This is a genomic window from Polymorphospora sp. NPDC051019 (genome assembly GCF_040683055.1).
In the GTDB taxonomy this organism is placed as follows: Bacteria; Actinomycetota; Actinomycetes; order Mycobacteriales; family Micromonosporaceae; genus Polymorphospora; species Polymorphospora lycopeni.
On sequence record NZ_JBFBCH010000003.1, the window covers coordinates 319,066 to 343,342 of the forward strand.

The window sequence follows — 24,277 nt, forward strand, 5'->3', positions numbered from 1 at the left end:
CACCGCTTCGGTAATGCTGTCCGACGTGACCACCCCGCAAGATCTCGATGAGCGGTTCCGGGAAGCGGTCGCCGGCCTGCCCGGCACCGCGGCCCGGCGCCCGTCCGGCGGGCCGGTCCGCGACGGCAGCACCCTCACCGGCGACCAGGCCCTGGAACTCTTCGACGCCCAGCTCACCAGCCGCCACCTCGACCTCGCGGCCCGCTGGCTGCGCAGCTTCGGCGAGGGCTACTACACGGTCGGCTCGTCCGGACACGAGGGCAACGCCGCCGTCGCCGCCGCGCTGCGCCCCACCGACCCGGCCCTGCTGCACTACCGGTCGGGCGGCTTCTACTGCGCCCGCGCCGCCCAGGCCGGCGCGGCGGCGACCGGCGCCCCGGACCGACCCGGCGGCGTGACGGGCGACGACGATCCCGACGACGGCACCGACGAACCGCTCGCCGCGGCCGCCCGCGACGTGCTGCGCGGCGTCGTCGCCTCCGCCGACGAGCCGATCGCCGGTGGCCGGCACAAGGTCTTCGGCAACGCCGACCTGCACGTCATCCCGACCACCTCGACGATCGGCTCGCACCTGCCCCGCGCGGTCGGCGTCGGCTTCGCCATCGAGCGGCTGCGCAAGCTGCACACCGGGACGGGCCCGTTCGCGCGCCCCGGTCCCGGGCCCCGCCCGGCCGGCGCCGACCGGACCACCGGGTCGGACTGGCCCGCCGACGCGGTCGTCGTCTGTTCCTTCGGCGACGCGTCGGTCAACCACGCCAGCGCCACCGCCGCCTTCAACACCGCCGGCTGGTGCGACCACGGCGGCCTGCGGATCCCGGTGCTGTTCGTGTGCGAGGACAACGGCCTCGGCATCAGCGTCCGTTCGCCGCACGGCTGGGTCGCCGCCGCCCTGGGCAGCCGGCCCGGAATCCGCTACTTCGCCGCCGACGGCTGCGACCTCGCGCAGACGTACGACGTGGCCCGGGAGGCCACCGACTGGGTACGCCGGCACCGCCGGCCCGCCGTACTGCACCTGTCGACGGTGCGGCTGATGGGCCACGCCGGCGCCGACGCCGAGGCCGCCTACCGGCAGCCCGCCGAGATCGACCGCGAGGTCGCCCGGGACCCGCTGGTCGGCACCGCCCGGCTGCTCGCCGAGGCCGGCCTGCTCACCTCCGACGAACTGGTCGCCCGCTACGACGAGATCGGCTGGCAGGTCCGCCGGATCGCCGAGGAGGTGCTCACCGAACCGAAGCTCGACAGCGCCGCCGACGTCGTCGCGCCGCTCGCGCCCCGGCGCCCCGTACGGGTCTCCCGGGCCGTCGCCGACGCCGCCGTACGGGCCGCCGGACCCGGCGCCGCCGCCCGCGCCACCGCGTTCGGCGACCGCCTGCCGGAGGAGGGCGGCCCGCTCACCCTGGCCCAGACCGTCAACGCCACCCTCGCCGACGCCCTGCTCGACCACCCCCGCACCGTCGTGTTCGGCCAGGACGTCGCGGCCAAGGGCGGCGTGCACGGCGTCACCAAGGGACTGCGCGACCGGTTCGGCCCCACCCGGGTCTTCGACACCCTGCTCGACGAGACGTCGCTGCTCGGCCTCGGGCTGGGGGCCGGGCTGGCCGGGATCCTGCCGGTCCCCGAGATCCAGTACCTCGCCTACCTGCACAACGCCGAGGACCAGTTGCGCGGCGAGGCGGCCACGATGCGGTTCTTCTCCCGGGGCGCCTACCGCAACCCGATGGTGCTGCGGGTCGCCGGACTCGCCTACCAGGAGGGCTTCGGCGGCCACTTCCACAACGACAACTCGGTCGCCGTGCTGCGTGACGTACCCGGGATCGTGCTCGCGGTGCCGGCGCGGGCCGACGACGCCGCGCCGATGCTGCGGTCCTGCCTGGCCAGCGCGGCCGTCGACGGCAGCGTCTGCGTCTTCCTGGAGCCGGTCGGGCTCTACCACACCCGCGACCTCTACACCGAGGGCGACGGCGAGTGGCTGGCCCACTACGTCGGACCGGACGGGTGGGCGGCCGGGCACGTGCCGATCGGTCGGGCCCGGGTCTACGGCGTCGGCTCGGCCGAGGACATCACGATCATCACCTTCGGTAACGGCGTACGGATGTCGCTGCGCGCCGCCGCCCGGCTCGCCGGCGAGGGGATCGGCAGCCGGGTGGTCGACCTGCGCTGGCTGGCGCCGCTGCCGACCGCCGACATCATCCGGGAGGCGTCGGCCACCGGACGGGTCCTGATCGTCGACGAGACCCGCCGTTCCGGCGGCGTCGGCGAGGGCATCATCGCCGCTCTCGTCGACGCCGGATATGTCGGCTCCGCCCGTCGGATCGCCTCGGTCGACACGTTCATCCCATTGGGACCGGCCGCTCGTCACGTTCTGTTGACCGAAGATGCCATCACCCAGGGTGCCCACACGCTGCTGGCACGGTAAATTCCGTTGCACTCGGTGCGCCACTTGCATGTGGCGGCCCGACTGTGTGGACTTTGGCCAGCCGGCGTCGGACGATGCCGGGAAAGCTTGCCGGTGTCGTCCGACACCGGCAGGACGCTAGGAGAGGGAGGCACGCGACAGTGAGCGCGACCGCTGGTCAGGCCGCCGACGGCGTACGGAGCGTGGCGGACCGGTTCGGACTCGAACCGGGAAACGTCGTCATGGAGATGGGGTACGACGATGACGTCGACCACGATCTCCGCGACGCCCTGACCGACCGCTGCGGGGAACTTGTCGACGAGGACACCGACGAGGTCGTCGACGCGGTACTGCTCTGGTACCGCGACGGGGACGGTGACCTGTTCGAGATCCTGACCGACGCACTCGGCCCGCTGGCCGACGCCGGCGTGGTGTGGCTGCTGACGCCCAAGGCCGGGCGCGGAGGGCACGTCGAGCCGAGCGACATCAGTGAGTCGGCGTCGACCGCCGGACTCCAGCAGACGTCGACGATCAACGCCGGCAAGGACTGGAGCGGGGCGCGCCTGGTCGCACCCCGCGCTGCCCGCCGCAAGTAACACCCGGTGGGCGGGCCGCGCGGGGCGGCCCGCCGTACCTGGAACAGCCGTGACCGTCCCGTCACGGCTCGTTTTCGTGCTCGGCTACCGACGCCGCATCGGTGTGCCCGGTCCATGTCGGCGGCGGTGCGGGGGCTGCCGCCGACGACGCCGGTGTGTCGGCCGTCACCCCGGCCGGGCATGACACGCTGAAGGCCGTCGCGACGATCCCCAAGGAGCTTGAATGCCGATCGAGGTTGGCGCCGAGGCGCCCGACTTTGTGCTCAAGGACCAGAACAACCAGGAAGTACGGCTCTCCGACTTCCGTGGCAACAAGAACGTCCTGCTGGTCTTCTACCCGCTCGCCTTCACCGGCGTCTGCCAGGGCGAGCTGTGCGAGGTACGCGACAACCTCAACGCGTACGTCAACGACGACGTCCAGGTGCTGACCGTCAGCGTCGACTCCGCCTACACCCACAAGGTGTGGGCCGACCGGGAGGGCTTCAACTTCCCGCTGCTGGCGGACTTCTGGCCGCACGGGGCGGTCGCCCAGGCGTACGGCGTCTTCAACGAGGTCGCCGGCATCGCCAACCGGGGCACCTTCGTCATCGACAAGGCCGGCGTCGTGCGGTACTCGGAGATGAACATGCCCGGCGAGGCGCGCGACCAGGAAGGCTGGCGCAAGGCGCTGGCGACGGTTTCCGCCTGACCGGCCGGTATCCGCAGTGCGGTCGGCGGCGGCAGCAGGGTAAGCTGACCGCCGCCGACACGCTGCGAAGCGTCCGGGCGCGTAGCTCAGTGGGAGAGCACTCGCCTTACAAGCGAGGGGTCGCAGGTTCGAAACCTGCCGCGCCCACCCTTTGGCCAGCACAAGGACGGGCCGCCGGATGACCGGCGGCCCGCTTCGTCTCATTCGTCGTCCCGGTTCGTCTTCCGGAGCGGCCCGGTCACCTGGTCGGCGATCCCGAAGATCAGATTCGGTGCGAGTTTTTGGTCGCAGGTTCACCGGTACACGTTTGAACAGGTCACCGCACCTCGCAAATTGAGGCCGGGTGTCTCTTCGAGAGTTCCCCGATTTCGGCACGCGTCCGCCACTCGGTATTTACTCACCCGCCGCCGCTGGTCTTCCAAGCGATTCGCCAGGATATTCGTAGCTGACGCGGACAGATGATGGGTATCAGACGGCGCATTCGGGCGTGTGCCGACTCCTTGTCGCTCGTTGCCGCGTAAGGTCGGCGACGGACTAGCCCCGTTCGGTCCTGCTCGACCCAAGGCAAGGTGGCGTTGTCCGACCAGTTGCACAGCGCCGTGAACCGTTGAGTTCGATCTTGGTGATCTTTCCTGATCGCCGCGATTCAATCGCTTCCGTCATTTGCGGGAGCAGGCCGGCCGGACACCTCGAAAAGTCGCGTAATAAAGGGTGGCACTTTACTTCCGCACCAGTTCACGATGTGCCTCAGGCGCTCTCCATCGGCACCACCTCCGGTGGCCGAAGAGTCTTCCACAACACGTGATGTGCGCCCAAATCTGCTGCTCGGGCGGCCCGACTTGCCATGTCGGTGACGTTGGGCATAATCGATCCGCCCGCAAGGCATTCGACCGAGAGGAAGCGCATGAAGCGCAATGTTGTACGTGTGCTGGCGGTTATGGTCGTCCTCGCCGCCGGATCGGTGGTGGCGTCCGCGCCGGCCGCCGCCAGCGACGGCCCTGGTGACATCTGCGTGACCAACCAGGCCACCTGGCTGCGCGACCAGCCCTGGGGCGGCGTCCTGCGCACCCTGAGCCCCGGACGAGGCTTCCGCGTTCACTCGATCTACGGCGGCAGCCACATTCAGACCTGGTACTACGGGCACGGGGCCGAGGCGCCGGCGCAGGACGGCTGGATCCCGGCCGCCAACTGCAACTGGTAACAGGAACCTCCAACCTCCGCACCGTTGTTCAGCTGCTTCACCGAAGAGGCACCCTCTCGCGAGGGTGCCTCTTCGGCGCTGGTGGATACGTGGTGGGCGCGGCAGGTTTCGAACCTGCGACCCCTCGCTTGTAAGGCGAGAACTCGCCGTTCGTTCCGGGTCGCCATGATCGTCTGCTGTTCAGGCGTTGGTGGTACGGCGTGTCGGCTGTCTGAACAGCAGACGATCAAGATGGTCAGGTGCCCGGCTCGGCGTCGAGGTGGAGGGCGCGTCGCTCCTCGCGTTCGGGCTTCGCGGTGGGCTGAGCGCATGTTCGCTGCTTCCGAGTATCGGATGATCGGGCAACATTCTTGCCGGTCAATCTCTTGGTGTTGCGGTAATCGTCTCGGCATCGTGGGTTATGGCAAAATGCGGGGCTCGGACTCAGGATGGGACGAAGTGTCAGGTTCGGGTGGCGTCCGCGGGGGCCAGGTGTCGGCACCACCGCTTGGCCGAGGCGCCACCGCGACGTACCGGCAGGGTCAAATGCGGGGCGCCCACGCGGGACGGCACGAAATGCAAGCGCCTGGTATCCAGTCCGGGCGAACGCTGTCGGACCCACCAGGGATTCGGCACGCCATCGCTGGCAGTGCCTCGCATACCCAGGCAGCGGACGGTGTCGTCGCCGGCAGCACCGCGCGGGCCCCGGGAAGCCGTGGCGGCCAGGGACCGGCTCGTCCGGGAGGCTGCGGCGCAGGCAGGTCCCGCCCTCGCATCGGATCGAGTCCGGACCATCCAGGTCAGAGCAACCCGGTATGTGTCGCCGACGACCTGGAACTCGACCCGGAAGGCGGTGGGGGCGGGCAAGTGCCGGGCGCTGGCCAGGCTCGCCCGGGGAATCCTGACGGGGCAGCAGCGACTGCATCTGACCATTGGCGGCTTCGCCGGATGGGTGGTTGGTCGACTTGGCTCGCCACCATTCGCCCGGCGACTGGCTGAGGAGATCGCCTCCCGGGTGCCGCTGCCGTTCATCGATGACAACGCTGTCATCGCGGCGCGCGGCGTCCAGATCATCGGTATCACCATGTGTGCGCTCGACGGCCGGAACCTGATCGACTGTGCCTGCTTCCAGGACGTGGTCATCGAGGAGGGCAAAGCTCGCGTCCAGGAGCTGCTGGGCGCGGCAGCGCAGGACTGGGTGGAATTGCGGCTGCTGGCTTACCAGGAACGTAGTCTCCCTTGACCAGCCTGGCCGTTGGGTGGCACCGGGCCGGATAGCGGGCGGTGACGTGGGTACGTGCAGCGCATGGCAACGGTGCGCGAGGTGACGTACGACCTGCTCCGGCAGTTGGAGATGACCACGGTCTTCGGCAACCCCGGCTCGACCGAGGAGCCGTTCCTCCAGCAGTTCCCGCCCGACTTCTGCTACGTCCTGGCGCTGCAGGAGGCGTCGGCGGTGGCGATGGCCGACGGGTACGCGCAGGTCACCCGCAGGCCCGCGCACGTCAACCTGCACACCGCGCCCGGCACCGGCAACGGCATGGGCAACCTCGCCACCGCCTGGCACAACAAGACGCCGCTGATCGTGACCGCCGGCCAGCAGACCCGCGAGATGTTGCTCATCGAGCCGCGGCTGACCGCCCTGCGCGCCCCGGAACTCGCCCAGCCGTACGTCAAGTGGAGCTACGAACCGGCCCGCGCCCAGGACATCCCGGGCGCGTTGATGCGGGCGTACGCGGCCGCCGTGCAGCCGCCGGCGGGGCCGGTGTTCCTGTCGCTGCCGTACGACGACTGGCAGCAGGAGGCGGCCGGCGGGCCCGTCGTACGGCGGGTCAGCACCCGGATCGGCGCGGACCCGCGGCGGCTCGCGGACTTCGCCGACGCGCTAACCGCGAGCCGCGACCCGGTGCTGGTCGTCGGGGCGGCGGTCGACCGGGCCGACGGCTGGCCGGCCGCGGTCGCGCTCGCCGAACGTCTCCGGGCACCCGTGTGGTCGGCGCCGGCACCCGAGCGGGCCGGCTTTCCCGAGGACCATCCGCAGTACCAGGGGGTGCTGCCGTACGCGATCGGGCCGCTGACCGACAAGCTGAAGGGGCACGACACGATCCTGGTGATCGGCGCCCCGGTCTTCCGTTACTACCCGTACGTCCCCGGCGACTACCTGCCGTCCGGCGCCCGGCTGCTGCACGTCACCGACGACCCGGCCGAGGCCGCCCGCGCCCCGGTCGGCGACAGCCTGCTCGGCGACGCCGGCCTTGTCTGCGCCGCCCTCGCCGACCTGCTGCCGCCGCCCGACCGGCCGATGCCACCGGCCCGGCCGCCCGCCGACCCGCCGGAGCCGGGTACGCCGATGTCGCCCGACTGCCTCTTCGCCACGCTGGGCAGGCACTGGCCGGACGACGGGGTGCTCGTGCAGGAGACGCCGTCGAACCTGGCCGCCCTGCGCCGGCGGCTGCCGGTGACCCGGCCGATGTCGTACTTCACGATGGCCAGCGGCGGCCTCGGCTTCGGCCTGCCGGCGGCGGTCGGCATCGCGCTCGGCGAACGGCACACCGGCCGGCAGCGTCCGGTGGTCGCGGTCATCGGCGACGGCTCGTTCCAGTATTCGGTGCAGGCGCTGTGGACGGCGGCGCAGCAGCGGCTGCCGGTCGTGTTCGTGGTGCCGGTCAACCGCCAGTACGCGATCCTGAAGTCGTTCGCCGAGCACAAGCACGCGCCCGGGGTGCCGGGGCTGGACCTGCCGGGGCTGGACATCCCGACGATCGCGCGCGGGTTCGGGTGCGAGGCGGCGGTCGTCGAGTCGCCCGACGCGCTCGCGGTGTCGCTGGCGGCCGCCGTACGCGCCGACGGGCCCACGGTCCTGGCGGTCCCGATCACCTCCGACGTACCCCCGATCCTGTAGCCCGCGCCCACCCGCCGGGCGCTGATCAAGGAGAAGTCGTGGGAAAGCTGGGTTGGCCGTATACATCCCCTTGATCGACGCAAGCCGCGCGGTGTGGGCGTGCGGCGGGTGCGGTCGGGCGGGGCGGGGTGCGGTGGGGTGGGTGCGGGTGGGGTGGGTGCGGGTGGGGTGGAGGTTAGGCGGGGGGTGCTGTGGGGTTGGGCGGGGTGGGCAGGGTCGGCAGCGCGCCGGCCGGGCCACGCCAGCGGTAGATCCAGCCGCCGACGCCGTCGGCCGCCTGGAGTTCGTAGACCTCGGCGTCGTGGAGTTCTCCGCTGACCTGGTGATGGTGGGTCAGCGCCGGCCGGCCGTTGCGGTCCAGTTCGGCGGTGACCGTCGTACCCGCCGCCGGGCCGTCGACCAAGGGGATCTGCGTGGTGGATGCCATGCCCCCATCCTGTGCGGATCTCGCGCCTGCCGCAGCGGATCGGGAGCCGCGCGGTCAGCAACGCGTACGACCACCGCCGGCCCGGGCCGTCCGGCGCGACGGGCCGAGGCTTCCCGCGTCCGGCGTACCACCGACGGACGTCACGCCGTGGGCGCTGGCTCCGCCGTCCACGCCGGCACCGCCACCCGGGCCCGGCGGGTGGGAGGATTGCTGGTGCCGTCCACAGCGAATTCGGCGTATCCACAGCGAAATCGCTGTGGGCCACGACAGCGGTACACCCGCCCGGCCGGCCCCGTGCGAGCCCGCCCGGCGACACCGCGGCGACACTGCGGCCGGGCCCGCCCTCCGATCCCCCTCGTGCGGCTGCCACCGCCGTAGCGGGGTGGGGAAATGGTGAGGCCCGGGGATGTGTCCAATCCCCGGGCCCTCGGTTTGCCGCCCAATTGCTCACGTCAACACGTTTAAGGGTGCGGATCATTCATGAGAACGCGGGTTTTACCATTAAACTACCGCCGCATGTTCAGAGCAGCGGGCGGGAGTTGAACCCGCATCCAGCGTCATCGTCCGTACCCGATCGACCTGACGTTCGGCGACGAATGCTGATCCTGGAGCGATAGTCTGAGTTTCAAGAGGGGCTGCCTCTGCCAGTTGGGCTACCCCGGCCCGATGTGCCGGAGGGGGGACTCGAACCCCCACTGTCACCACCTCGATCAGCTTCAACTTCAGTTTCAGCCTCTGCGCTCGCGCGCATCCCCGCGCTCCCACGGGGAGTCCATGGAGGCTACCCGAACAGGTAGCCGAACACCGCCTCGCCGACCCGCCGGTCGGCCACCTCCGTGCCGTTGGCCTCCTCGCGGGCGAACTTGACCGCGTTCTGGAGTTTGGTCACCCGGTCGAGGAGTTCGTTGACCCGCCGGGCCGGCAGCGCGCCGGAGAACTTGACCGTCGTCCAGTAGCCGACCGCCACGTCCTCGTAGTAGACCTCGACCTGCGCCGGGTGCTTCTCCGTCGCCTCGGCCTTCACGTGGTTGCGGGGAACCTTCTTGGTCCGGATGGTCCGCACCGGCTCGGTGCGCCACGAGTCGGTCGACTGGTCCTGCGTCCACGACTCGGCCGCGTCGAGGACCGGCAGCTTCTTGATGAAGGTGTGCAGGTCGGTGAGCTGCTTTTCCAGGAAGAGCAGGTAGGTGACGGGCGCGTCCTCGACGATCGTCCGCCCGTCGACGACCACGCTCGCCTTGGCGGCGCAGTTGGCCCAGTCCTTCGTGGCGGTGACGTCGAAGAGCCGGGTCAGGGTCGTCCCGATCCGCCGCAGCACCTCTTCGGCCTGCACCTGCACCCGGGTCGATTCCGGCGGCAGCTGCTCGCCCTCCTCGTCCTTCGGCTGGTAGGTGCGGGAAAGGCCGGACAGCAGCGCCGGCTTCTGGACCGCCTGGTGCGCCTCGGTCAGCTCGGCGAACGACTTGCTCTTGACGCCCTTTTCGACGGCGATGATCTGGTTGAGCTTTGCCACGTCTTCTCCCATCTGGCACCGGGGACGGTAGCAACCGCCGGCACGTCCGGCGAGTCCGTTTCGATGGTGGCGGTTCCGCCGAGCCGCCCGGATCCGGGCCCGGGCGCGGCCTATCCTGGGGCGGTCGTCGTGGAGGGGGAACGCGGGTGCTGGTCGTCCACGGGCTGTGGCTGGACGGCGGCCGGCTCGCCCTCTGGGGTGAGGACTCGACGCTGCCGGACCGGCCGCCCCGGCGCGCTGGGCGCGCACCCCGGGAGCGCCCGCATCCGTTCGCGGCCTCCCATCCGGCTCTGGTGGAGGCGCTCGACGCCGGCAAGGCGGCCACGGACACCGCGCTGCTGATGCTCCCGACCCGCGGCGGCGGCCCGCTCGACTCGCCGGAACTGGTCCGGGTCGACGCCGGCCGGCCGGCCCGTGGACAGGTCACCCTCGCCGGCTGGCGGGTACCGGTCCTGGTCTTCGACGCCGACCACGCGCTGGAACTGTTGCGCGGGCCGGACCGCACCGGCCAGGTCGTCGGGGCCGGGCTGCGACACCTGGCCACGCTCGCCGAACTCGCCGTCGACCTGGTCGCCCGGGGCCGGGTCCTGCCCGGCGTCGACGGCGACCGGGCGGTGTGGCGTCCCCTGCTGACCGGCGCCGACGCCGGGTGGGCGCGGGCCCTGGCGATGGCGCTGCCACCCGCCGTCCGTGCCGCCGTCGCCGATCCGCCCGTGCCGGGTCCGACCGCCGCCGGCCCGGCCCCGGGTACGGCCGGACTCGTCGCCGACGCGCTCGACGCGCTCACCGACGCCGCGGCCCGTACGGCGCTCGACGGGGTGTCGCTGGCGACCGGCGTACGGCGGGCGACCGGGGTGGCCGGCGCGACCCGGGCCTGGCTCGGTGCCCTGACCGGGCGGCAGCGGACCTTCCGGGCGGGGGCGGCGGCCCGCGAGCAGTTGGCCGCCGAGCTGGCGGGCTGGCAGCGCGATGCCGGCGGCAGCCCGGTCCGGGCCTGCTTCCGGCTGGTCGAGCCACCGGTCGAGGACGACGCGCCGTGGCCCGCCGGAGCATCCGATCAGGCGCCGACCGGCGAGCCGGCCACCGGGTGGCGGGTCGAGTTCGCGTTGCAGGCCGCCGACGAACCCAGCCTCGTGGTCGACGCCGGCCAGGTGTGGGCGTCCCCGGACCGGCTGCCGGCGCTGGGCGGCGACCTGGACTCGCCGCAGGAGACCCTGCTCGCCGAGTTGGGCCGGGCCAGCCGGCTGTGGCCGCGACTCGACGACGCGCTACGTACGGCCCGCCCGGACGCCCTGCCGCTGGACGTGGCGGGGGCGCACCGGTTCCTGCGCGACGGTGCCCCGGTGCTGCACGCGGCCGGGTTCGGTGTGCTGCTGCCGTCGTGGTGGCGCCGGCCCAGCGCCCGGCTCGGCGCCCGGTTGCAGGCGCGGAGCCGCACCGCGCCGGGCACGGTGGCCACCGCGAGCGCGGTCGGCCTGGAGTCCATCGTGGACTACCAGTGGGAGCTGTCGCTCGGCGACGAGCCCCTGACCGCCGACGAACTGGGCGAGCTGGCCCGGCTGAAGACCCCCCTGGTACGGCTGCGCGGCCAGTGGGTCGAGCTGGACGCCAAGCGGCTGGCCGCCGGCCTGAGGCTGCTCCGGGCCGGCGGCGAGATGACCGTCGCCGACCTGCTCCGGCTCGGACTGTCCACACCGGATGACCCGGAGTCGTTGCCGGTGCTGGGGGTGAGCGCCGACGGGCCGCTCGGCGACCTGCTCGCCGGGCAGGCCGAACGGCACCTGACCCCGGTCGACGAGCCGCCGGCCTTCCGGGGGACGCTGCGGCCGTACCAGAAGCGGGGGCTGGCCTGGCTCGCGTTCCTGCAGTCGCTCGGGCTCGGCGGCGTCCTCGCCGACGACATGGGGCTGGGCAAGACCGTGCAGTTGCTCGCGCTGCTGGCCGGCGACGGCCCGGACGCCGGGCCGACGCTGCTGGTGTGCCCGATGTCGCTGGTCGGCAACTGGGAGCGGGAGGCCGCGAAGTTCGCCCCGGACCTGCGGTTGCACGTGCACCACGGTGCCGACCGGGCGCGCGGGCCGCGGTTCGCCGACGCGGTGGCCGGCGCCGACCTGGTCGTCACCACCTACTCGGTCGCCGCCCGGGACGCGGTCGCGCTGGCCGAGACCGGCTGGCACCGGGTCGTCGTCGACGAGGCGCAGGCGATCAAGAACGCGGCGACCCGGCAGGCCGCCGCGGTCCGCGCGCTGCCGGCCCGGCACCGGATCGCGATCACGGGTACGCCGGTGGAGAACCGCCTCGCCGACCTCTGGTCGATCATGGAGTTCGCGAATCCGGGGCTGCTCGGGCCGGCCGCGACCTTCCGGCGGCGCTACGCGGTGCCGATCGAGCGGCACGGCGACGAGCCGGCCGCGCAGCGGCTGCGCCGGATCACCGGCCCGTTCGTGCTCCGCCGGCTCAAGACCGACCGGTCGATCATCACCGACCTGCCGGAAAAGCTGGAGATGGACGTGCTGTGCAACCTGACCGGGGAGCAGGCGTCGCTCTACCGGGCGATCGTCGACGACATGCTGGCCCGGATCGAGAACAGCGAGGGCATCGAGCGGCGCGGCCTGGTGCTGGCCACCATGACCCGGCTGAAGCAGGTCTGCGACCATCCGGCGCTGCTGTTGCGCGACGGCTCGGCGCTGCCCGGACGCTCCGGCAAGCTGGCCCGGCTGGAGGAGATCCTGGACGAGGTGGCGGCGGCGGGGGAGAAGGCGCTGCTGTTCACCCAGTACGCCGAGTTCGGCGGGATGCTGCGGGCGCACCTGTCGGCGCGTACCGGGCGGGAGGTGCTCTTCCTGCACGGTGGGGTGGCCAAGGCCGACCGGGACGCGATGGTGACCCGCTTCCAGCGGCCCGGCGGGCCGGCGCTGTTCGTACTGTCGCTCAAGGCCGGCGGCACCGGGCTGACGCTGACCGCCGCCAACCACGTCGTGCACGTCGACCGCTGGTGGAACCCGGCCGTGGAGGACCAGGCGACCGACCGGGCGTTCCGGATCGGGCAGCGCCGGTCGGTCCAGGTACGCAAGTTCGTCTGCGCCGGCACGGTGGAGGAGAAGATCGCGGCGATGATCGGCGACAAGCGCGGGCTGGCCGCGAAGATCGTCGGCACCGGCGAGCAGTGGGTCACCGAGCTGTCCACTGCGGACCTCCGGGCGCTCTTCGCCCTCGACGCCGGGGCGGTGGTCGAGTGAGCGCCGACTTCGCCGACTACCGCCCGCCGCGCCCGGTCGAGGGCGGGCTGCGGGCCCGCAGCACCCGGGGCGCGATCGGCGAGTCCTGGTGGGCGCGGCGGTTCCTCGCCGTGCTGGAGTCGTTCGCGCTCGGCACCCGGCTCACCCGGGGCCGGTCGTACGCCCGCAAGGGCCAGGTGGTCAGCCTCGACGTCGCGCCCGGCGCGGTCGACGCCACCGTCCAGGGATCCCGGCCGGCGCCGTACCGGGTGTCGATCGGGCTGCGGCCGTTTCCCGACGAGGTCTGGGACCGGCTGGCGGAGACCCTGGCCGGGCAGGCGTTCTTCAGCGCCCGGCTGCTCGCCGGCGACCTGCCCCCGGAACTGGAGGACGTCTTCGCCGCGGCCGGCACACCGCTCTTTCCGGCCTCGATCGGCGAACTCGACCTGCGCTGCAACTGCCCCGACTTCGCGGTCCCGTGCAAGCACCTCGCCGCCACGTTCTACCTGCTCGCCGAGGCGTTCGACGCCGACCCGTTCCAGATCCTGCACTGGCGCGGCCGGGGCCGCGCCGAACTGCTGGCCCACCTGCGGACCCGGCGCGGCGACCCGGCCGGCCCCGGCGCGGAGGCTGCCGGGCAGCAGGCCCTCCTGCCCGCCGGGACGCCCGGTGGGACATCCGGTGGGACGTCGGCCGGAGCACGTGCCGGTGGCGGCGGCGGTCCGGTCGTCGGCGCGGCGGCGGCGCTGGCCGGCATCCCCGATCCGCCGGTCGACGAGGTGCTGGACGGCTTCTGGCGGGCGCCGGTGCCGTTGCCCGTCCGGCCGGCGACACTGCCGGCCGTACCGGATCTGTTGCTGCGCCAACTGGGGCCGCCCGGCGCCGCGATCGGCGGTCCGGGCCTCGCCGAACGCCTGCGGCCGGCCTACGAGCGGTTCGGTTCCGCCGAGCCGTCGGCCGGTGAACCCACCGCGCCGGCTCGGTAGGCGGTCCCGCCCGGCGACAGTCGGTCCATCATGGACCCGTCCAGATGATCATGCTCCGTCGGATCGGCGGTGCGGGGCACGGCCGTAAAGGTGAGGCCGGGGGTCGGTGATCACTGCTAGGTTCCCGGGCGTGACACAGCCCCCACCCCCACCTTCAGCCCCACCGGCCTACCCCGTCCACCCGGGGGCGCACCATCCGGCACCCGGCGGCTACGGCCCGCCCGGTATGCCGCAGCCGCCGCGACCGGTCAACGGGTTCGCCATCGCGTCACTGGTGCTGGCCCTGCTGACCCTCATCCCGCTCAGCGTGATCACCGGCATCGTCGCGCTGGTGCAGATCCCCCGCCGTGGGCAGCGCGGCAAGGGGCTGGCCATCGCCGGCATCGCGATCAGCGGAGCCATTCTGCTGTCGGCCATCATCCTCGGGGTGGCCGCCGAGTTCGCCGGAGCGGGGGACCAGGACGCGCCGGAGCGGGCGCCGCAGTCGCGCTACACGATGCAGTATGTGCCCGGCGACTGCATCGAACAGGTCGACGAGAACAGGACGGTCGACCCGCCGCCGGTCAAGTGCGGCGAACCGCACCAGGGCGAGGTCTTCGCGGTGTTCGACATGTCCGGATCAGCCTATCCAGGCGACGAGGCGGTCTGGGAGTACGCCACCAAGGGGTGCGACGAGCGGCTGCCCGGCTATGCCCCGTCCGCCGATCCGGACGCCGAGTACATGATCTACTTCCCGACCGCCGAGTCCTGGGCCGACGGTGACCGCTGGGTTGTCTGCGTCGCGTTCGACGAGACCCCGCGTACCGGGTCCATCCGGGACTGAACCGATCGTCGGGCCGGTGCCATCCGCACCGGTCCGCCGTCGGGCCGCCGCGCGACAACTCAGCGGCGCAGCCAGAACGTCAGCGCGCCGGCCACGCCGAGCAGCACGGCACAGATCGTGGCGGCCAGCCAGCCACCGACGACGACGAGTGGCGGTACGGCGGCCCACAGGGCCACCACGACCGCGGCGACCAGTCGGCGGCGCCGGGTCGACGCCCGGTCGCCGACTCGGGCCACGAACTCCGGGTCGGTGCTGCGCAGCCGGCGGGTGATCTGTTCGAACCGGCGCTGGTCCTCTCTGCTGAGCATGGGTACTGGCCTTTCCCTCACGTCAACGGGCCGCTGCCGGGATACCCGTTCGGCGGGCCCCTAACTGCTTCTCCTGTTCCTTCTTCGGGTCCCGCTTAGTGCTTCCTTAAGTTTGGCTGTGCCGTCCGGACCGCCCACCGATCCGGCGATCCGCCCCAGGCGGCGCGCTTGCGGACATCGGCGCTGCTCACGGTCATCCGGTCGCAGACCCGCCGATCCGGCGCGTCCGTACCCGTCTGAACGCTGTCTTAAGTGCCCGGTCAGGGCCGGTCCGGGTGACCTTGATGCGGTCCGGGTGGCTGGCTACCGTCCGTGCAACCGGGCGCAGGGCGACACACCCCCTGGGCACCGGAAACCCCCGAAGCGGACGCCGACCGCACCCGCCCGTCGTCGCGGCGGTCGTGCCGGTGCCAGCCAGAGAAGACGGAACGGTACATGCCTGACCAGAATGTGCCATCACACCGGTCGCGTGACGACGGTCGACGGGTCGGCCGCCCGCGATCCGCCGCCGACCCCCACGACCGTCCCGACGACCGGTACGGCCCGTACCCCCGCGACGGCCACGCCACGCGCGGGTACGGCGAACGTGCCCACGCCGGACCCGGCCGTACCGGCGACGGTTACGCCGGCGACGGTTACGCCGACCCCCGCCACGAGCCCCGCCCGGGTCCGCGCTGGGTCGGCCCGCAGGGCGACGGCGTCATCCAACCCGGACGGTCCACCACCGACGTACTCCCCGATCTCGACGACGACGAGGACGACGACCGGCGGCGGCGCGGCCGGCGCCGGGCGCTGGTCGCGCTGACCGGAACGGCCGCCGTCGTCGCCGGCGGTGCCGCCCTGGCCATGTCGCCGCAGGGGGCCGGGCTGATCGACTCGCTACTCGGCCGCGGCGGCGGCCCGGACGCCACCGCCCCGGCGGTCACCGACGGCAGCGCCGCCCGGCCCAGCGGCCAGCAGCCGAGCACGGTGCGTACCTACACCGAGCAGAACGAGAGCTACATGGGCTCGCGGGCCGGTGAGGTGCTGAAGAAGAACTCGCCGGTCACCGGCAAGAGCCACCCCGGGCCCGCGTCGGCCGCCGCGGAAACCAAGGTGACCGTCAAGACGGTCCTGGCCAAGGACCCGATCCGGCACCTCGCGCAGCGGGCCACGTTCGGCGCGACGCCGAAGGTGCTGGCCGACATCAAGCGGATGGGTATCGACGCCTGGCTGCGCGAGCAACTCGACCCGGACAAGATCGCGCCGACGCCGGCCGAGCTGAGGCTCGCCGACCTGAAGACCCTGCGCATGTCGATCCCGCAGTTGCGCGAGCGGCGCGAAGCCCTCGACGCCGACGGTGTGCACGCCGACGACGAGACGGTGTGGGCGACCATCGCCCGGCAGATCTGGTCCGACCGTCAACTCTTCGAGGTGATGGTCGACTTCTGGACCGATTTCCTGCATGTGGCGGCGTACTTCGAGGGTTCGCGGACGCAGCGGGCCTCGTTCGAGACCGAGGTGATCCGCAAGCACGCGCTCGGCAACTACGCCGACATGCTGGTCGCCGCCAACCGGCACCCGGCCCTGCTGACCTACCTCAACCAGAGCCAGTCGAGCAAGGACAAGGTCAACGAGAACCTGGCCCGGGAGAACCTCGAGCTCTACTCGGTCGGGGTCGACGGCGGCTACACCGAGGCCGACGTACGGCAGGCCGCCCTGCTGCAGACCGGCCGGGGGGTCCGCGAGGACCAGTACGTCTACCGGCCCGAGCGGCACTACGTCGGCGAAGTACGGATCATGGGCTTCCAGCACGCCAACAACAGCGCCGAGGGCGGCGAGGCGGCCGCCGACGCCTACTTCCGCTACCTGGCCCTGCACGACTCGACGGCCCGCTACATCGCGACGAACCTGGCCACCCGCTTCGTCTCCGACACCCCGCCCAGGTCGCTGGTCGACCGGCTGGCCAAGGCGTACACGGCCGGCAAAGGCGCGATCAAGCCGGTCCTGATGAGCCTCTTCAGCGCCTCGGAATTCTGGGCGTCCGTCGGCCAGAAGGTGCGCCGGCCGATGGAGTACCTGGTGGCGACGTACCGGGTGCTCGGGGTGTCGGCCGAGACCCCGGCCGGCTACCAGCACTCCAACCCCAACCGGACGGCGTTCGCCGAGGGCCTGCGGCAGATCAAGGGAAAGCTGGAGGAACTGGGCCAGTTCCCGGCCGGCCAGCCCACCCCGAACGGCTACCCGGACGTCTACGTCGCGTGGACCTCGGCCGGCACGATGGTCAACGGCTGGAACGAGGCCGGCAACATCCTCACCGGCAACCGCAAGATGTTCACCTACCGCAAGCCGCAGGAACTGGTCCCGGCGCCGCCGGCCACCGCCGGCGCCTACCTCGACGCCCTGGCGCAGCGGCTGGTGTTCCAGAAGCTGACCGACGGACAGCGGAAGCTCATCCTCGGCATCGCCGGGGTCCAGGCCGACACGAAGGTCGACGCGACGTTCAACGGCGCCATCGTCGCCGTCGCGCGGGCGATCCTCGCTTCCCCCATGCACCACCTCCGGTGAGGCACCCGATGGAGACCAACGTGCGATACCCGCTGCATCCGACCTGTCCCGACCTGCGCCGGCTCGGACCCACCCGGGCCGACGCGCTCCTGCGGGCCGAGGCCGCCGCCGTCGCGGCCGAGGATGCCGCCGAGCGCGACCGCTTCCGGACGCTGAACGACGAGGAGGAGGCCCAGCAGGACGGGCGCGGGGTGACCCGGCGTACGTTCGTCGCCGGCGCCGCCGCCACCGTGACGGCCCTGGCCACCACCCAGTTCGTGTCGGCGCGGGCGTCGTTCGCGGCGACGCCGGGCGGCACGCTGGTGCACGTCTTCCTCTACGGCGGGCTCGACGGGCTCAGCCTCATCGCCCCGGCGGACGAGGACGACCTGCTCGCCAAGGTACGCCCCGACCTGGTCCTGCCCGACAACGACTCGATCGCGCTGGACCGCAACTTCAAGCTGACCGGCGCCTTCCGGCCGCTGGAGAAACACCTGAAGGCCGGGCAACTCGGCTTCGTACCGGCGGTGTCCGACCCCCGGCTGTCCCGCAGCCACTTCCAGGCCGCCGACGCCTGCAACCTCGGCGGGCTGCCCAATGAGACCGGCGGCCGCGGCTTCCTCGACAGCCTGGTCGACGTACTCGGTCCCGGCACCGCCTTCCGCAGCGTCGGCATCGGCAGCACGCTGCCCCGGTCACTGGTCGGCACCAACGGCGCGATCTCGCTGAACAGCGTCGGGTCGCTGAACCTCAACGGCGACGGCCGGTTCCGCGACGCCACCGCCGAGGCGATCAAGGGCCTCTTCACCGGAATCAACCACCCGGTGGAGGAGTCGGTGCACGCCGGCCTCGCGGCGCTCGCCACCGCGCGGAAGCTCGCCGCGCAGGGCTACGAACCGGCCGAGGGCGTGACGTACGAGGGCGTCGGCAACGCCTTCCGCCAGCTCGCCCACCTGATCAAGGGTGGCGCCAACGTCCGGGTCGCCACGATCGGCATGGGCGGCTACGACACGCACGAGAACCAGGGCACCCGTGACGGCGGCTACCTGTACCGCCGGCTCGGCGAGCTGGCGTCGGCGCTGGCCGCGTTCTTCGACGACCTCGGTGACACGGCCGCCGACGTCACCGTCATGGTCTCCAGCGAGTTCGGCCGCCGGGTCGCCCAGAACGGCAGCGGCACCGACCACGGCCACGGCGGCGTGGTCACCGTGCTGTCCGGCCGGAAGCTGGCCGGCTCGCTGCTCGGCGACTGGCAGGGGCTGGACAAGCTCGACAGCGGCGACGTGCCCGAGTTCAACAACATGTTCCACGTCTACGGATCGGTGGCGCAGGGCCGCTTCGGCCTCACCGACGCCGAGGTGGAGAAGATCTTCCCGCGGCAGAAGTACACACCGGTGAAGCTGTTCGCGTGACCAGCCACCACACCCGGTCCGCCGCGCGTCGGCGGGAGACCCCGGCCCGGACCGGCACCGGGCCGTCCGCGCCGCCGGCCGTACCGGTCGCGGTTCCGTCGCGGCGCGGGGCGGCCGGCCGGCGCGGCGTCGCGGTGCTGCTCTGGACCGGCCTGGCGGCCAGCGTCGTGCCGTGGTGGCTGGGCACCCCGGCCGGGTCGCTCGACAGCACCGGTGAACTGCTGACCGCCGCCGGCCGGATCACCGGGCTCTTCGCCGGCTACGTGCTGCTGGTCCAGGTCCTGCTGATGAGCCGGCTGCGGCCGCTCGAACGGTGGATCGGCGCCGAGCACCTGACCCGCTGGCACCGCGAGATCGGCGCCACCCTGGTCGTCGCCGTGCTCGCCCACATGGCCCTGATCGTCCTCGGCTACGCCAGCCTGGACCGCATCTCGGTGCCCGGCGAGGTGCGGCTGCTGCTCACCGAATACCAGCACATGGTCGCCGCCTTCGCCGCCGCCGGCGTCATGGTCCTGCTCGGCCTCACCGGCATCCGGGCGGTCCGCCGGGTCCTGCCGTACGAGCTGTGGCACGTCCTGCACCTGTCCGGCTACGCCGTACTCCTGCTCGGGTTCGGGCACCAGTTCGCGCACGGCCAGCAACTCTTCCGGCCCGGCCCGGTCCGCACCCTGTGGATCGCGATGTACGCGGGGGTGCTCGTCGCCCTGCTGTGGGGCCGGATCGTCGAGCCCCTGGTGTTCAACTTCCGGCACCGGCTGCGGGTCGCCGACGTGGTCGCCGAGAGCCCGGACACCGTCTCGGTCTACCTGACCGGCCACCGGCTCGACCAGCTCGAGGCGCTCGGCGGCCAGTTCTTCCGCTGGCGGTTCCTCGCCCGCGGCTGCTGGTGGCAGGCCCACCCGTTCTCGGTCTCGGCCGCCCGCAACGGCCGCTGGCTGCGGATCACCGTCAAGGTCGTCGGCCGGCACACCGCCGACCTGCGCGACCTCGACCCGGGTACGCGGGTCTGGGCCGACGGTCCGGCGGGCACCTTCACCGCCGCCCACCGCACCCGCGACAACGCCCTGCTCATCGCCGGCGGCAGCGGCATCGCCCCGGTCCGGGCCCTGCTGGAGGAGCTGCCGCCGGGCGCGGCGCTGATCTACCGGGCCCGTACCACCGCCGACGTGCTGCTGCGGCGCGAGCTGGACTGGCTGGCCCGGGCCCGGCACGCCGACGTCTGGTACGTCATCGGCTCCCGCGACGACCCCGGCCCCCGGCAGGTGCTCAGTGCCGCCGGGCTGCGTCACCTCGTACCCGACGTGGCCCGCCGCGACGTCTACCTCTGCGGCCCGCCCGGCCTGGTCGAGGCGTCGGTACGGGCGCTGCGCCGGGCCGGTGTGCCGCGCCGGCAGATCCACGTCGCCACGTTCGAGCTGTAGGGAGATCCGATGCGTCGCGCCGTCCTCGGCCTCGCCGGCCTGGCCGCCGGCACCACCCTGCTCGTGGTGGTCAAGGGCGCCGCCGCCTCCGGTCCGGCCGCCCCGCCTCCGGTCCTGGCCGGGCCGACCGGCGCGGTGCCGTCCGGTCCGGTCCCGCCGTCCGCCGACCCGGCCACCCCGTCGCCGGCGCCGTCGGCGACCCCGGCGGACGAACCCGCCCCGTCGGCCCGACCGTCCCGGTCCGCGCCGGCCGGGCAGCCGACCCGGACCGCCGCGGCGCCCGGCCCGGCCCGCACCACGCCGGCCGCGCCGTCGCCGGCGGCCGGTCCGCACAAGGTGACCGGGCCGATCGCGGCCAACGACTACGGCGCCGTCCAGGTGCAGATCACCGTGACCGGCGACCGGATCACCGAGATCCGCACGCTGGAGATGCCGGAGAGCTCGTCGCGCTCCAGCCAGCTCAGCGCCCGCGCCGAACCGCTGCTGCGGGCCGAGGCCCTGCGTGAGCAGGGCGCCGACCTCGACACCGTCTCCGGCGCCACCTACACCAGCCAGAGCTACCGGGAGTCGCTGCAGGGCGCGATCGACACCGCCGCCCGGGGAGAGCGGGGCTGACATGGGGGTCCGGCCCGGCCGGCGGCTGCGGCCCGGCCTGCGCCGGGTCGAGCACGTCATGGGTACGGCGGTCAGCCTCGACCTCGCCGACCCGCTACGGCCATCCACACTGGACGAGCTGGCCGACGGGGTGTTCGCCTGGCTGCGCCTGGTCGACGCGCGGTTCAGCACCTACCGCGACGACAGCGAGGTCAGCCGCCTCGACCGGGGGACGCTGTCGCTGCCGGACGCCTCGGCCGACCTGCGGGCCGTACTGGAGCGCTGCGCCGAACTGTGGGGTGAGACCGACGGCTACTTCGACGCGTACGCCACCGGCCACCTCGACCCGTCCGGCTACGTCAAGGGCTGGGCGGTGCAGGTCGCCTCGGACCGGCTGCTCGCCGCCGGCGCGGCCAACCACTGTCTCAACGCCGGTGGCGACGTACGGGTGCGCGGCCACGCCTCGTCGGGACGGCCGTGGCGGATCGGCGTACGGCATCCGTGGAACGCCACGAAGGTCGCCTGGGTGCTGGCCGGCACCGATCTCGCGGTGGCCACGTCCGGGGTCTACGAGCGCGGCCACCACGTCGTCGACCCGCGCACCGGTCGACCGGCCCGCGGCCTGCGCTCGGTCACCGTCGTCGGCGCCGACCTCGGGGTCGCCGACGCCTACGCGACGGCGGCGGTGGCGATGGGCCGCTCCGGCCCGGACTGGCTGGCCGGGCGGGCCGGCCACGAGTGCGCGGTGGTCGCCGACGACGCGACGTGCCTGCGTTCCGCCCGGCTGCCGGTCGTCGGCGACGGCGGACCGATCGACGGCGAATCGGCCAGCGGAGAATCGGCCAGCGGAGAATTGATCGGCGGCGGGTCGAAGGGCGGCGCGGCGGACGGCGGCGGGTCGGCCGGCGGTGCGGCGGACGGGGCCGGATCCGGCGGGACCCGCGCAGGTCGAGGGGCGGATACGCCGTTCAGGGGATCGACCCATGATCGTTATCGCACTACGTTGTGACCTGACATGGCTGACCCCGCCCGCGCCGAGCCCGCGACCCCGGTCCCCGACCGGGCACCGCGGCGCGGGCCGGCACCGGGGCTCAGGCGGCGTTGTGCAGTGTGGATGGTTGCCGGGCCAGCGCCCGGAGCGCCGGCCGTGGCGGGCCGAGCGCGTCGACCAGCATCGCCTGTACGGCGTACGAGTCGGGCAGCCGCCACCGGCACTCGTGCGGCGCCACCATCCAGCGCACCGGCCCCTCGGGCAGCCGGGTCGGTGGCGCGGGCACCCACGAGCCCGGCCCGTGCCGGACCACGTCGAGGCTCTCTTCGAGTTCGGGACGCAGTGGGTCGCCGGGGCGTACCAGGAACATCCAGCGGGCCGTCGGCGTCACCGCGACCGGGCCGCGGACCCGGAGCTGGCTCGAGCCGAGCCCGGCGTGCAGGCGGGTCGCCCCGAGCACCCGCAGGCCGAGAGATGCGGGCACCTCCAGTGCGTCGAAGGTGTGCCCGGTCGCCAGCAGCACGGCGTGCGGGCGGCGGCGCCACCACCGGCTGATCCGGCCCCGGTCGGCGCTGGCGGTACGCTCCCAGTGCTCGTCGGCCGGGTGGCAGCCGGTCGTCGGGCAGCCGGCCCGGTCGCAGGTGAACCGGCGGCCGGCGAGATAGGCGCCCGGGGTCACCGGCCAGCCGCGCTCGGCGAACCGGTCCGCGGCTCGCCGCAGGCGCAGCCGGTCGAGGGTCGGGAATGGTCGCAGTGTCCACCGCATAGGTCAGGGAACTCCCCACGTGGGCGGCCGGGCGTCATATCAGGCGCCCGGCATCGTCACTAAACACGACACGCCGTCGTTGCGTACTCCAAGAGCCGTTTGCAACTTGCATCGAAAACTACGAGCATCAGTCAGCCACGTGACGTACCCGCTGTGCGACCAGCACCAACGGGTGGCACCGGCGCCGCCGCGCCCTGACTGGGGGAACAAGGCACGACCGCGCCGGGCGTAGTCCCGTCGGGGGGACTCTGGAGCTCGCGGCCCGGAAGCGCCGCGCAAGCGAGGGGGAGGAACGGACGTGGACGAACTGCCCATCGGGCGCCGCGTCGCATACTGGCGGTCCCGCCGGAAGATGTCGCAACAGGTGTTCGCCGACCGGCTCGACAAGTCGAAGAGCTGGGTGGACAAGGTCGAGCGGGGGGTCCGCCGGCTCGACAAGTTCTCGGTGGTCTACGAGATCGCCGACGTCCTCCAGGTCGACGTCCAGTTGCTGGTCGGCAAGGAGCCGGAACGCCGGCCCGACAGCGTCAACTGCATCGACCAGATCGAGGTCGACCAGATCCGGGCCGCCCTGGAGCGGTACGACTCCATCAGCGCCTTCTTCGACGCCCCGCCGCAGCCGCAGCCGCTGGGGGAGTTGCGCAAGGCGGTCAGCCACGCCTGGCTGACCTACCAGCACGCCAAGTACGGCGTACTGGCCCGGGCGTTACCGAAACTGGTCCGCGACGCGCAGTGCGCCGACAGCGCGTACGCCGGCAGCGCCGAGGGGCGCGACGCCGCCCACCTGCTCGGCCAGGTCTACCAGATCGCGTCGTCGGCCCTGCGCAAGGTCGGCGAGCACGAACTGTCCTGGCTCGCCGGCGACCGGGCCATCGCGGTGGCGCAACGGGCCGGTGACCCGCTGCTGGCCGGCGTCGCCACCTACCGGGTCGGCAACGCCCTGCTCGCCCTCGGCCGGGCCCGCCCGGCCCTGGAGGTCAACGTCAACGTCGCCAACCGCCTCGCCCCCGGTGGCGCGAAGGAGACCACCCCCGAACGCCTCTCGGTGTACGGGATGCTGCTGCTCCAGGGGGCGATGGCCGCCGCCCGGATCGGCGACAGCGCGACGGTACGCGACCTGTTGCACAGCGCGGGCGAGGCCGCTGAGGCCGTCGGCGAGGACCAGAACCACTACTGGACCAGTTTCGGGCCGACCAACGTCCGGCTGCACCGGGCGGCCGCCGCCGTCGAGTTGGGCGAGGGGCGCCACGCGGTCGAGACACATGAGACCATCGGCGATGGCTTCAACGCGCTGCTGCCCGAGCGCCGGGCCCACCACTACATAGACATCGCTCGCGGCTACACCCAGATCGGCGACGTGGAGAAGGCCAGCGAAATGCTCCTCGAGGGCGACCGGCTGGCCCCCTTCGAGATCCGGTGCCGGCCGGTCGCGCACGAGGTCATGGCCGACGTACTGCGCCGAACCCGTGGTGTGCCCTCCGCCCCGGTGGCAGAGTTGGCGGAGCACATGGGTGTCGGCGTATGACGCGGG

At 72.8% G+C, this 24,277-nt stretch carries 18 protein-coding genes, 1 tRNA gene and 1 pseudogene; 16 read left to right on the forward strand and 4 right to left on the reverse strand.

The window, feature by feature from the left end; all coding sequences use genetic code 11:
• The first annotated feature begins 13 nt into the window (after window positions 1-13).
• The 7 genes from AB0M79_RS08360 to mdlC all read left to right on the forward strand — a co-directional run bounded on the left by AB0M79_RS08360 (window position 14) and on the right by mdlC (window position 7,761).
• Complete coding sequence (locus AB0M79_RS08360; protein WP_364209517.1) at window positions 14-2,416, forward strand: thiamine pyrophosphate-dependent enzyme; 2,403 nt, start codon at window positions 14-16, stop codon at window positions 2,414-2,416.
• Window positions 2,417-2,556: 140 nt separating this feature from the next.
• Window positions 2,557-2,991 (forward strand): DUF3052 domain-containing protein, encoded by a 435-nt coding sequence (locus AB0M79_RS08365; RefSeq protein WP_357543845.1) that lies wholly within the window; start codon window positions 2,557-2,559, stop codon window positions 2,989-2,991.
• Window positions 2,992-3,214: 223 nt separating this feature from the next.
• Entirely contained in the window at window positions 3,215-3,679 is a 465-nt protein-coding gene (locus tag AB0M79_RS08370) for a peroxiredoxin (RefSeq protein ID WP_364209520.1), read from the forward strand.
• A gap of 75 nt (window positions 3,680-3,754) precedes the next feature.
• Window positions 3,755-3,826 (forward strand) — tRNA-Val (locus tag AB0M79_RS08375).
• Window positions 3,827-4,583: 757 nt separating this feature from the next.
• On the forward strand, window positions 4,584-4,880 hold the full coding sequence (locus AB0M79_RS08380; RefSeq protein WP_364209523.1) for a hypothetical protein: 297 nt from the start codon (window positions 4,584-4,586) through the stop codon (window positions 4,878-4,880).
• A gap of 796 nt (window positions 4,881-5,676) precedes the next feature.
• Complete coding sequence (locus AB0M79_RS08385; RefSeq protein ID WP_364209526.1) at window positions 5,677-6,102, forward strand: hypothetical protein; 426 nt, start codon at window positions 5,677-5,679, stop codon at window positions 6,100-6,102.
• A gap of 63 nt (window positions 6,103-6,165) precedes the next feature.
• Complete coding sequence (gene mdlC / locus AB0M79_RS08390) at window positions 6,166-7,761, forward strand: benzoylformate decarboxylase (RefSeq protein ID WP_364209924.1); 1,596 nt, start codon at window positions 6,166-6,168, stop codon at window positions 7,759-7,761.
• A gap of 175 nt (window positions 7,762-7,936) precedes the next feature.
• On the opposite strand, the gene AB0M79_RS08395 is transcribed toward mdlC, so the two are convergent.
• A complete protein-coding gene (locus AB0M79_RS08395) occupies window positions 7,937-8,188 on the reverse strand; it encodes a hypothetical protein (RefSeq protein WP_357537813.1) in 252 nt (83 codons plus the stop codon).
• A gap of 781 nt (window positions 8,189-8,969) precedes the next feature.
• Window positions 8,970-9,701: a hypothetical protein gene (locus AB0M79_RS08400; protein ID WP_364209529.1), complete on the reverse strand. Its 732-nt coding sequence runs from the start codon at window positions 9,699-9,701 to the stop codon at window positions 8,970-8,972.
• A 146-nt stretch (window positions 9,702-9,847) separates the two neighbouring features.
• Here AB0M79_RS08400 and AB0M79_RS08405 point away from each other — a divergent pair, with 146 nt between their 5' ends.
• From AB0M79_RS08405 to AB0M79_RS08415, 3 genes are all read left to right on the forward strand, one after another.
• A complete protein-coding gene (locus tag AB0M79_RS08405) occupies window positions 9,848-12,940 on the forward strand; it encodes a DEAD/DEAH box helicase (protein WP_364209532.1) in 3,093 nt (1,030 codons plus the stop codon).
• Window positions 12,937-13,905, forward strand: coding sequence for an SWIM zinc finger family protein (locus AB0M79_RS08410; protein WP_364209535.1), 969 nt, complete (start codon window positions 12,937-12,939; stop codon window positions 13,903-13,905). The genes AB0M79_RS08405 and AB0M79_RS08410 overlap by 4 nt, the downstream gene beginning before the upstream one ends.
• A gap of 130 nt (window positions 13,906-14,035) precedes the next feature.
• Complete coding sequence (locus AB0M79_RS08415) at window positions 14,036-14,728, forward strand: septum formation family protein (protein WP_364209538.1); 693 nt, start codon at window positions 14,036-14,038, stop codon at window positions 14,726-14,728.
• Window positions 14,729-14,787: 59 nt separating this feature from the next.
• On the opposite strand, the gene AB0M79_RS08420 is transcribed toward AB0M79_RS08415, so the two are convergent.
• Window positions 14,788-15,036 (reverse strand): DUF3040 domain-containing protein, encoded by a 249-nt coding sequence (locus AB0M79_RS08420; RefSeq protein ID WP_357537800.1) that lies wholly within the window; start codon window positions 15,034-15,036, stop codon window positions 14,788-14,790.
• A 435-nt stretch (window positions 15,037-15,471) separates the two neighbouring features.
• On the opposite strand from AB0M79_RS08420, the gene AB0M79_RS08425 reads away from it, so the two are divergent.
• The 5 genes and pseudogenes from AB0M79_RS08425 to AB0M79_RS08445 form a co-directional block, all read left to right on the forward strand.
• A complete protein-coding gene (locus AB0M79_RS08425; protein ID WP_364209542.1) occupies window positions 15,472-17,583 on the forward strand; it encodes a DUF1800 domain-containing protein in 2,112 nt (703 codons plus the stop codon).
• 20 nt (window positions 17,584-17,603) lie between these two features.
• Entirely contained in the window at window positions 17,604-18,974 is a 1,371-nt protein-coding gene (locus tag AB0M79_RS08430) for a DUF1501 domain-containing protein (protein ID WP_364209545.1), read from the forward strand.
• On the forward strand, window positions 18,971-20,395 hold the full coding sequence (locus AB0M79_RS08435; RefSeq protein WP_364209548.1) for a ferric reductase-like transmembrane domain-containing protein: 1,425 nt from the start codon (window positions 18,971-18,973) through the stop codon (window positions 20,393-20,395). The genes AB0M79_RS08430 and AB0M79_RS08435 overlap by 4 nt, the downstream gene beginning before the upstream one ends.
• Window positions 20,396-20,404: 9 nt before the next feature.
• On the forward strand, window positions 20,405-21,010 hold the full coding sequence (locus tag AB0M79_RS08440) for an FMN-binding protein (RefSeq protein ID WP_364209551.1): 606 nt from the start codon (window positions 20,405-20,407) through the stop codon (window positions 21,008-21,010).
• A gap of 58 nt (window positions 21,011-21,068) precedes the next feature.
• Window positions 21,069-21,749 (forward strand): annotated as a pseudogene (locus AB0M79_RS08445) (FAD:protein FMN transferase); the annotation flags it as partial.
• Window positions 21,750-22,080: 331 nt separating this feature from the next.
• Here the strand turns inward: AB0M79_RS08445 and AB0M79_RS08450 are convergent.
• A complete protein-coding gene (locus AB0M79_RS08450) occupies window positions 22,081-22,746 on the reverse strand; it encodes a bifunctional DNA primase/polymerase (protein ID WP_364209554.1) in 666 nt (221 codons plus the stop codon).
• A gap of 298 nt (window positions 22,747-23,044) precedes the next feature.
• Here AB0M79_RS08450 and AB0M79_RS08455 point away from each other — a divergent pair, with 298 nt between their 5' ends.
• On the forward strand, window positions 23,045-24,271 hold the full coding sequence (locus AB0M79_RS08455) for a helix-turn-helix domain-containing protein (RefSeq protein WP_364209557.1): 1,227 nt from the start codon (window positions 23,045-23,047) through the stop codon (window positions 24,269-24,271).
• Window positions 24,272-24,277: the final 6 nt, after the last annotated feature.